5 protein-coding genes and 1 pseudogene are annotated in these 7,282 nt (G+C 71.3%); 3 read left to right on the forward strand and 3 right to left on the reverse strand.

The window, feature by feature from the left end; all coding sequences use genetic code 11:
• Positions 1-471, reverse strand: a pseudogene (locus JNW98_RS16680) (hypothetical protein); the annotation flags it as partial.
• A 289-nt stretch (positions 472-760) separates the two neighbouring features.
• On the opposite strand from JNW98_RS16680, the gene JNW98_RS16685 reads away from it, so the two are divergent.
• Complete coding sequence (locus tag JNW98_RS16685; protein WP_223769026.1) at positions 761-2,851, forward strand: transglycosylase domain-containing protein; 2,091 nt, start codon at positions 761-763, stop codon at positions 2,849-2,851.
• A 52-nt stretch (positions 2,852-2,903) separates the two neighbouring features.
• Here JNW98_RS16685 and JNW98_RS16690 read toward each other — a convergent pair whose 3' ends face one another.
• Both JNW98_RS16690 and JNW98_RS16695 read right to left on the reverse strand, forming a co-directional pair.
• Positions 2,904-4,172 carry a polysaccharide deacetylase family protein gene (locus JNW98_RS16690; RefSeq protein WP_223769027.1) on the reverse strand — a complete coding sequence of 423 codons (1,269 nt, stop codon included), beginning with the start codon at positions 4,170-4,172 and terminating at the stop codon, positions 2,904-2,906.
• A 211-nt stretch (positions 4,173-4,383) separates the two neighbouring features.
• Positions 4,384-5,511 carry an amidase domain-containing protein gene (locus tag JNW98_RS16695; RefSeq protein WP_223769028.1) on the reverse strand — a complete coding sequence of 376 codons (1,128 nt, stop codon included), beginning with the start codon at positions 5,509-5,511 and terminating at the stop codon, positions 4,384-4,386.
• Between the two features lie 214 nt (positions 5,512-5,725).
• Between JNW98_RS16695 and JNW98_RS16700 the strand changes: the two genes are divergently transcribed.
• A complete protein-coding gene (locus JNW98_RS16700) occupies positions 5,726-6,907 on the forward strand; it encodes an alpha/beta hydrolase family protein (protein ID WP_223769029.1) in 1,182 nt (393 codons plus the stop codon).
• Between the two features lie 26 nt (positions 6,908-6,933).
• Positions 6,934-7,282 (forward strand): phosphotransferase (locus JNW98_RS16705; protein ID WP_223769030.1); only part of this gene is annotated, 349 nt, incomplete at its 3' end.

The following is a 7,282-nucleotide window of genomic DNA, read 5'->3' on the forward strand; positions in this document are numbered from 1 at the left end:
CAGCGCGGTGGCCACGAAGGGGGTCGAGCAACCGGGGAGCAGCCGGGCCGCCTCCGCATCGTCCCCTCGTTCGCGGAGGCTTGTCACGAGCCGCTCGGCGAGCGCCGGACGGTTGCCGGCCCACAGGAAGCGGGCGATCCGGTCGCGGGTCGCGGCGGACGCGTCCTCGTACGCCGCCTCGATCGCGGCGTCCGGCAGCGGAAGGGCCCGGGCGCCCCGGAGCGCGTACCCCGCGACCACGGGGTCGGGGTCGGCGAGGCGCTCGGCGAGGAAGCGCTCCTGCCGGCCGACCAGGGCGGCCAGGGCCGCGAGCCGGCGCTCGTAATCCCCGCGCCGGTCCAGGTCGTCCAGTACCGCGGCGAGCGTACCCCGCTCGACGAGGACCGGTACGCTCCGGGCCAGCCGCCTCAGGCGGCGGTGGTGCGGGAGGGGGTCGAGAGCGGCGAGCAACTCGTCGGCGGTGGGGAGCATGACGGAAGTGTGCCTGGTCAGATCGGTTTCCGGCCAACGGATTACGGATGACCGAGGGCCGAGAAGTGTTCACCTCGGCCGTGATCGCGTTCCCCTGCCGTACCGGGAACCACCAGGCCCCCCGCGAGCGTCGTCCGGTCGCAGGCGTAACCTTCGTATCGGGACGAAGCGGTGGACCGCGTTCCGCCCGGCGGCTCGTTCCGGCCACAGCGGGAATCCACAGGGAACCGTAACGCTTTTGCGACAAAACGACACAAATCCATGGGAGCCGATCCCATAGGGTCGAGCAGTGATCGAACGTCGTAAAGGGGCACATGCCCGGAAAGCCGCCGCGCCCGCCGTGCTCCGGCGGCTGCTGGGCACTCGGCAGGAGACCGCGCGCCGCGTCGGGCGGTGGTTGCGGCCGGCGTATCCGCGGCCGGGACGGTCGGGCTGGCGGCGCTGGGTTCCGTCCTGGCGGCAGACGCTGGGGCTGATGTTCAGCTGCGTCGGCGTCATCACCGGACTGCTGGCGATCATGTACGCGCGCACCGAGATACCCGCCGACCTCAACGCCTTCGCCACCCAGCAGGACAACGTCTACTACTGGGCCGACGGCACCGAAATGGCCCGCACCGGCGAGGTCAACCGGCAGGACCTGCCCCTCGACAAGGTCCCGGAGAAGGTCCGCTGGGCCGCGCTGGCCGCCGAGAACGAGACCTTCTACTCCGACAGCGGCGTCTCCCCCAGCGGCATGCTCCGCGCCGTCACCAAGATGATCACCGGCGGCAACACCCAGGGCGGGTCCACCATCACGCAGCAGTACGTGAAGAACGCCTACCTGAACCAGGAGCAGACGTTCGACCGCAAGCTCAGCGAGATGTTCATCGCCATCAAGCTCGACCGCAAGCTGTCCAAGGACGAGATCCTGGAGCAGTACCTCAACACGAGCTGGTACGGGCGGGGCACCTACGGCATCGCGCGGGCCGCCCACGCGTACTACGACAAGGACGTCTCGGAGCTGAACGCGAGCGAGGGCGCCTTCCTCGCCTCGCTGCTCAAGGGGGCGGCCCTCTACGACCCGGCCGTGAGCGCCAAGAACCACGAGCGCGCGGTCGAGCGCTGGGGCTGGGTCCTGGACCGCATGGTGAGCATCGGCAAGCTCTCCAAGGCGGAGCGGGCCAAGTACACCCGCTTCCCGGAGCCGGTGCCTCCGCCGCACCCCACCGGGCTGGCGGGCCAGACCGGGTACCTGGTGGAGACCGCGCGGGCCTACGTGAGCGCGCACAGCGACGTCTCCGACCAGGACTTCGCCCGCGGCGGCTACCAGATCCACACCACCTTCGACCGGAAGCGGGTGGAGGCCCTGGCCCGGTCCGTGGGCAAGGCCCGCACGGCCCTCGGGCCGCATCCCGACGACCGCGACCTGCGCATCGGCGTCGCCTCGGTGACCACCGACGGGCGCATCGTCGCCCTCTACGGCGGCGAGGGCTATCTGAAGCAGGGCTTCAACGACGCCAACTCCTCGGTGGTTCCCGCCGGGAGCGCTTTCACGCCGTTCGTCTACGCGGCGGCGCTGCGCGACGGCGTCCAGCGCGAGCGCGGCAAGCCCCGGACGCCCGTGACCCCGGCGACGCTCTACGACGGCGACGACAAGATCTCGCTGCTCACGCCGGAGGGCCCGTACTGGGACCGCTCCGGGAAGATCGTCAAGGCGGAGAACGACAACGGGAAGTCCTGGGGGAAGATCTCGCTCAAGAACGCGGTCGCGCAGTCGGTCAACACGTCGATGATGCAGCTGGGCATGGACGTCGGCCTGGACCGGGTCGGCAAGGTCGGCGTGGAGACGGGCCTGCTGGAGAGCAGCCTCGGCGAGAAGCTGCCGTCGTTCTCGCTCGGCACCTCGACCCCCAGCGCCATCCGCATGGCCGACGCCTACGCCACCTTCGCGGCCCAGGGCCGGCACACCGACCCGTACTCGGTCAGCGTGCTGCGGCGGAACGGGGCGGACGTCCGCGTGGAGCGGCCCAAGCCGCGGCAGGCGCTCCCGGCCTCCGTGGCCAAGGCGGTGGACGACGCGCTGAAGGAGGCCGTCCGGCACGGCACCGCGCTCGCGGCAAAGGCCGCCGGGCCCGGCACCGCGGGCAAGACGGGCACGGCGCAGGACGCCAAGTCGGCGTGGTTCGTCGGGTACCGGGGCGAGCTCTCCACGGCGGTGTCCCTCGCCCGCATCGACCGGAAGAGCCAGGAGCTGCTGCCCCTGGACGGCAGCGACGGCAAGAGCAAGGACAAGGACAGGGGCAAGGACAACGGGAGGGACAAGGGGAAGAGCGGCCCGTCCGGCCCGTCCCCCGTCTCCGTCCCGCTCGGCATCTGGACGCGGTACATGACCGCCTCCTGACGGGCACGGGCCGGACGGGGGGGCGGTCCGCCGGCCGGCCCCGGCGACCGGCCTACTTCACCAGGGACTTCCAGTCCGGCGACTGCGCCGGGTCGAGGCCGCGGAACCGGGCCAGGACGGCGGGGTCCTGGGCGTCCAGCCAGTCGGCCAGCTGCTTGAAGGAGACGCAGCGGACGCCGTCGCGCTTGCACACGGACGTCATGACGTCCTCGATCGCCTTCATGTATATGCCGCCGTTCCAGTCCTCGAAGTGGTTCCCGATGAACAGCGGCGCGCGGCTGCCGTGGTAGACGCGCTCGAAACCGTTGAGGTAACCGTCCCGGGTCAGCTTCCGCCACTCCGCGTACTTCTTCGGGTCGCCCTTGGTCTCGTCACCGGACTGGTTGAAGAGGAAGTTGAAGTCCATGGAGAGGACCTGCTTCTCGCTCTTGGGGTAGGGCAGCAGCTGCAGCGGGAAGTTCCATATGCCGTCGATCTGGGACGGCCATATCTGGAAGTCGCCGGGCGAGCTCGCGTCGTACCGCCAGTCGAACTGCTTCGCCGCCTTGAGCAGGTTCTTTTGGCCCTCCAGGCACGGTGCCCGGCCGCCGGCCAGTTCCTTCTCGTAGTCGAAGGGGAGCGGCGGCAGGTCCTTGTAGCCGGTGTTGGTCTTCCAGTGCTGGACGAACGAGTAGGACTGCTCGATCTCGCTCTTCCACTCGGCCTCGCTCCAGTCGCCGCCGCCCTTCTTGCCGCAGAAGTGGCCGTTGAAGTGCGTGCCGATCTCGTTGCCGTCGAGCCAGGCGGCGCGGACCTCACGGACGGTGTCGCGGATGTGCGCGTCGGTCGCGTAGGAGATCGCGGACTCGCCCGGCTTGTGCTGCGGGGGCTTGTACAGGGACGCCTTGGACTTGGGCAGCAGGTAGGTGCCGGTGAGGAAGAACGTCATCTTCGCGTTGTTCTCTTTGGCGACCTCGCGGAAGTGCGAGAAGAGGTGGTCGTCGCCTTCCAGGGCGCCGTCCCAGGAGAAGACGACGAACTGCGGGGGCTTCTCCCCCGGCTTCAGCTTCTCGGGCTTCGGCTGCTTCGGCTGGGGGCCGGTGTACGACGTGGAGCCGTCGCCGAGCACCCGGACTTTGCCGTCCCACTTCTCCTCGGGCTTGCGGCGGTTCTGCTGCCGGGTCTTCCGGGCGGAGGCGGGGTCGGACGACGGGGAGGGCGACGCGGACGTGCCCTTTCCGCCGGACTTGTCGCCCGAACCGCCGGAGTCGCCTCCGGAGTCGCAGGCGGACAGCCCGAGTGCGACAGTGGCCGCGGCGACCAGGGCCGTGGCACCCTGCATGGTCCTCTTCGACAACTTCGTACCCCCTGGCACCAAAACACACATTCCGGCCCCAGTATCACAGGGGCTGTTACCTCCGCTTTCCACCGCCCCGCTCCAAGGGCGGACATCAGCCCGCAGACACGGACAAATCGCAAGAGAAAAGGGGACACAGGCCGACGGGCCCGGCCGGTTCACCGAAACGACCGGGCCCGCCGCGCGGCGGCACCGGTCAGGTGCGGTAGGCGTAGTAGACCGCGTTCGGGTACGACGCGATGATGCTCGCCACCGACTTCCGGTAGGTGTTGGTGGAGTGGTACGTGAGGTACGGGACGCCGTACCGGCTGCGGTACGTCGACATCATGGAGTGGTCCTTCGAGCCGTCACCGTCGAAGTCCATCTGCATGACGTCGCCGACCTCGAGCTGGTAGACGTTGGCCAGGCTGGTGACGCGCTTGGAGTTCAGCGCGTACCACGACCACTCGTTGACGCCGACCCAGCTGTCGGACTGGCCGGAGCCGCTGTACCACCACTTGCGGTAGTCGTCCGCCGAGCCGGTCTCGGGCTTCCAGCCGCCGGCCTTCAGGCCCTGGCTGAGGAAGTTGGTGCAGTCACCGCCGGCGTCGTTGAACTTCCGGTACGACGGGTTGTAGTTCCGCCAGTACTTCTCGGTGTACGCGGCCATGGCCTGGTAGTCGACGCCGGCCTTGGCGCGCTTGGGCACCGACTGGCTCGTCCACGAGGTGGAGGCGCGGGGGGCGCTGGGCGTGGGGCCGAGGGAGGCGACGCGCTTGCGCACCGTGGGGTCGTTGATGGCGAGGGGACCGTCGTCGTCGGTCGTCAGCGCCGTGAGCTCCCAGGTGCCGCCCGAGCGGGCGGTGAAGCGGGCCTCGTGCCGGGCCTTGAAGCCGGTGGTGACCGGCTCGTCGCCGCGGATCTTCTTGTACGTGAGCGTCGTGGTCTCGGTGAGCCGCACGACCGCCCGGCCGCCGGAGGACCGCGTCCCGTCGACGGTGACCTGCGTGTCCGCCTTGGTGTACGCCTCGTGGAGGCCGGCGAGCCGCTTCTTGCGCGCCTGGAGGGTGGCCAGTCCGGCCTTCTCCGTCTTGGCCGCGGCGGCGGCCAGGCTGACCTTGCGGTCGAGCTGCGTGGCTATTCGCGGCGACTTCACCGAGTCCAGCAGCGCCGAGGTGCGCTCGGTCAGCAGGGTGTCGGCGGCACGGCCGAAGGAGGCCGCGGTCGCCTTGTCCACCGCGCCGGTCCGGGGCGCCGCGCTCGCGGTGGAGGCGGGCACCAGGACCGCCGGGACGGCCAGGGCCAGGACGGCGCCGACGGCCGCTCTGAGAGTGGTTGGTTTCACGAAGTTTCCCCTTGTCACCCGGTCCGCACGGACCGGGGACGGAATCTTCGCACGAGTGCCCTAGACCCGGAATGCTGGCCCCCGCAACCGTCCCGCCCGTCTCCCGGGCGGCCTGTGACGGCCCGTCCGGCCGCCCGCCGAGACCAGCTGGGGGCGGCCGAGAGCGGCGGAAAATCGCTGCCCTCGCCCGGCCCGGTGACCTAGGGTCCGGACCATGACGAGACTCCGCAGGGCGGCCTCGGCCGCCGCACTCGCCTGTCTTCTTCCCCTGACCGCGACGGTGGGCGCCTCCGCCGCGACGGAGCCACCCTCGCAGCCGGCCCCCGCCACCGCCGCCGCCCGGCTGCCCGACCCCACCGGGCCGCATTCCGTCGGCCGTTCGACCTTCCACCTCGTCGACCACGGCCGCAAGGACCTCTGGGTCCCGGAGGCCGACGGCCGCGAGCTGATGGTCGACGTCCACTACCCCGCCCGCCCCGGCACCGGCCCGACCGCCCCGTACGCCACCACGGAGGAGGCGCGCCTGCTGCTGAAGAGCCGCGAACTGGACAAGGTGATCCCGCCGGAGCGGTTCGCCGCGACGCGCACGCACAGCCGCGTCGACGCGCCCCCGGCGGCCGGGCGCCGCCCGCTGGTGGTCCTCTCCCCGGGCTTCAGCGTCGCCCGTTACACGATCACCGCCCTGGCCGAGGACCTGGCGAGCCGGGGGTACGTGGTGGCCTCGATCGACCACGCCTACGAGTCCGCGGGGACGCTGTTCCCCGGCGGCCGGATGCTGACCTGCGTGGCGTGCGAGAAGGCACGGACGGAGAAGGACTTCAACGCGGCCGTGGTGAACCGTGCCAAGGATGCCTCCTTCGTCCTGGACCGGCTGACGGGTTCGCGGTCGCCGTGGAAGCACGCGGATCTGATCGACCGTCAGCGCATCGGGATGGCCGGGCACTCGCTCGGCGGCGCGACCGCGGCGGCGGTCATGGCGGCCGATCCCCGGGTGCGGGCGGGTGTGAACATGGACGGCGCCTTCCAGGGCGCGGTGCCTCCCGGCGGGCTCGGCGGCCGGCCGTTCATGATGCTCGGCACCGACGACGAGATCCACCGCCCCGGCGGCAAGGACAAGTCCTGGGACGAGGCGTGGCCCCGGCTGGGCGGCTGGAAGCGGTGGCTGACGGTGGCCGGCGCGGACCACTTCTCGTTCTCCGACTTCCCCTTCCTCGGCGACCAGTTGCTGCCGCCGGGGACCCCGTACCCGGGATCCGGTCTCTCCGGCCGGCGGTCGGTGGACATCACCCGGTCCTACGTCGCCGCCTTCTTCGACCGGCACCTGCGGCGGATCCCACAGCCGCTGCTCGCGGGTCCGACGCGCGACAACCCGGAAGTACGGTTCAACCAGCCCTGATTCGGGCCCTTGCGGAGGAGTGACGGATGACGGCCCGCCCCACCGACGACCACGCGGCGCACCGGAAGCACGCGGCGCTCGTGGCACGGCTGACGGGTGAGGACGGTACGGAACCGGCCGTGCATGAGGGCCAGTTCCACCGCGTGCTGGTCGGTGCGCGCCGGGTGCTGTGCCTCCCGCGCACCCCGGCCGCGGCGGCCCGGCTCCCCGCCCGGGCGGCGACGCTGCGGGCGGTCGGCCGGGCGGGCCTGCCGTTCGCCGTCCCGGCGCCGCTGTCCACCGAGGACGACGGCGACGGGACGGCCCACCTGATGCTCACCCGGGTGCCGGGGGCGCCGCTGGATCCGACGGCGCTCGCCCGGCCGGCGGCCGCCG

The organism is Streptomyces huiliensis (assembly GCF_020037025.1).
Taxonomy (GTDB): Bacteria; Actinomycetota; Actinomycetes; order Streptomycetales; family Streptomycetaceae; genus Streptomyces; species Streptomyces huiliensis.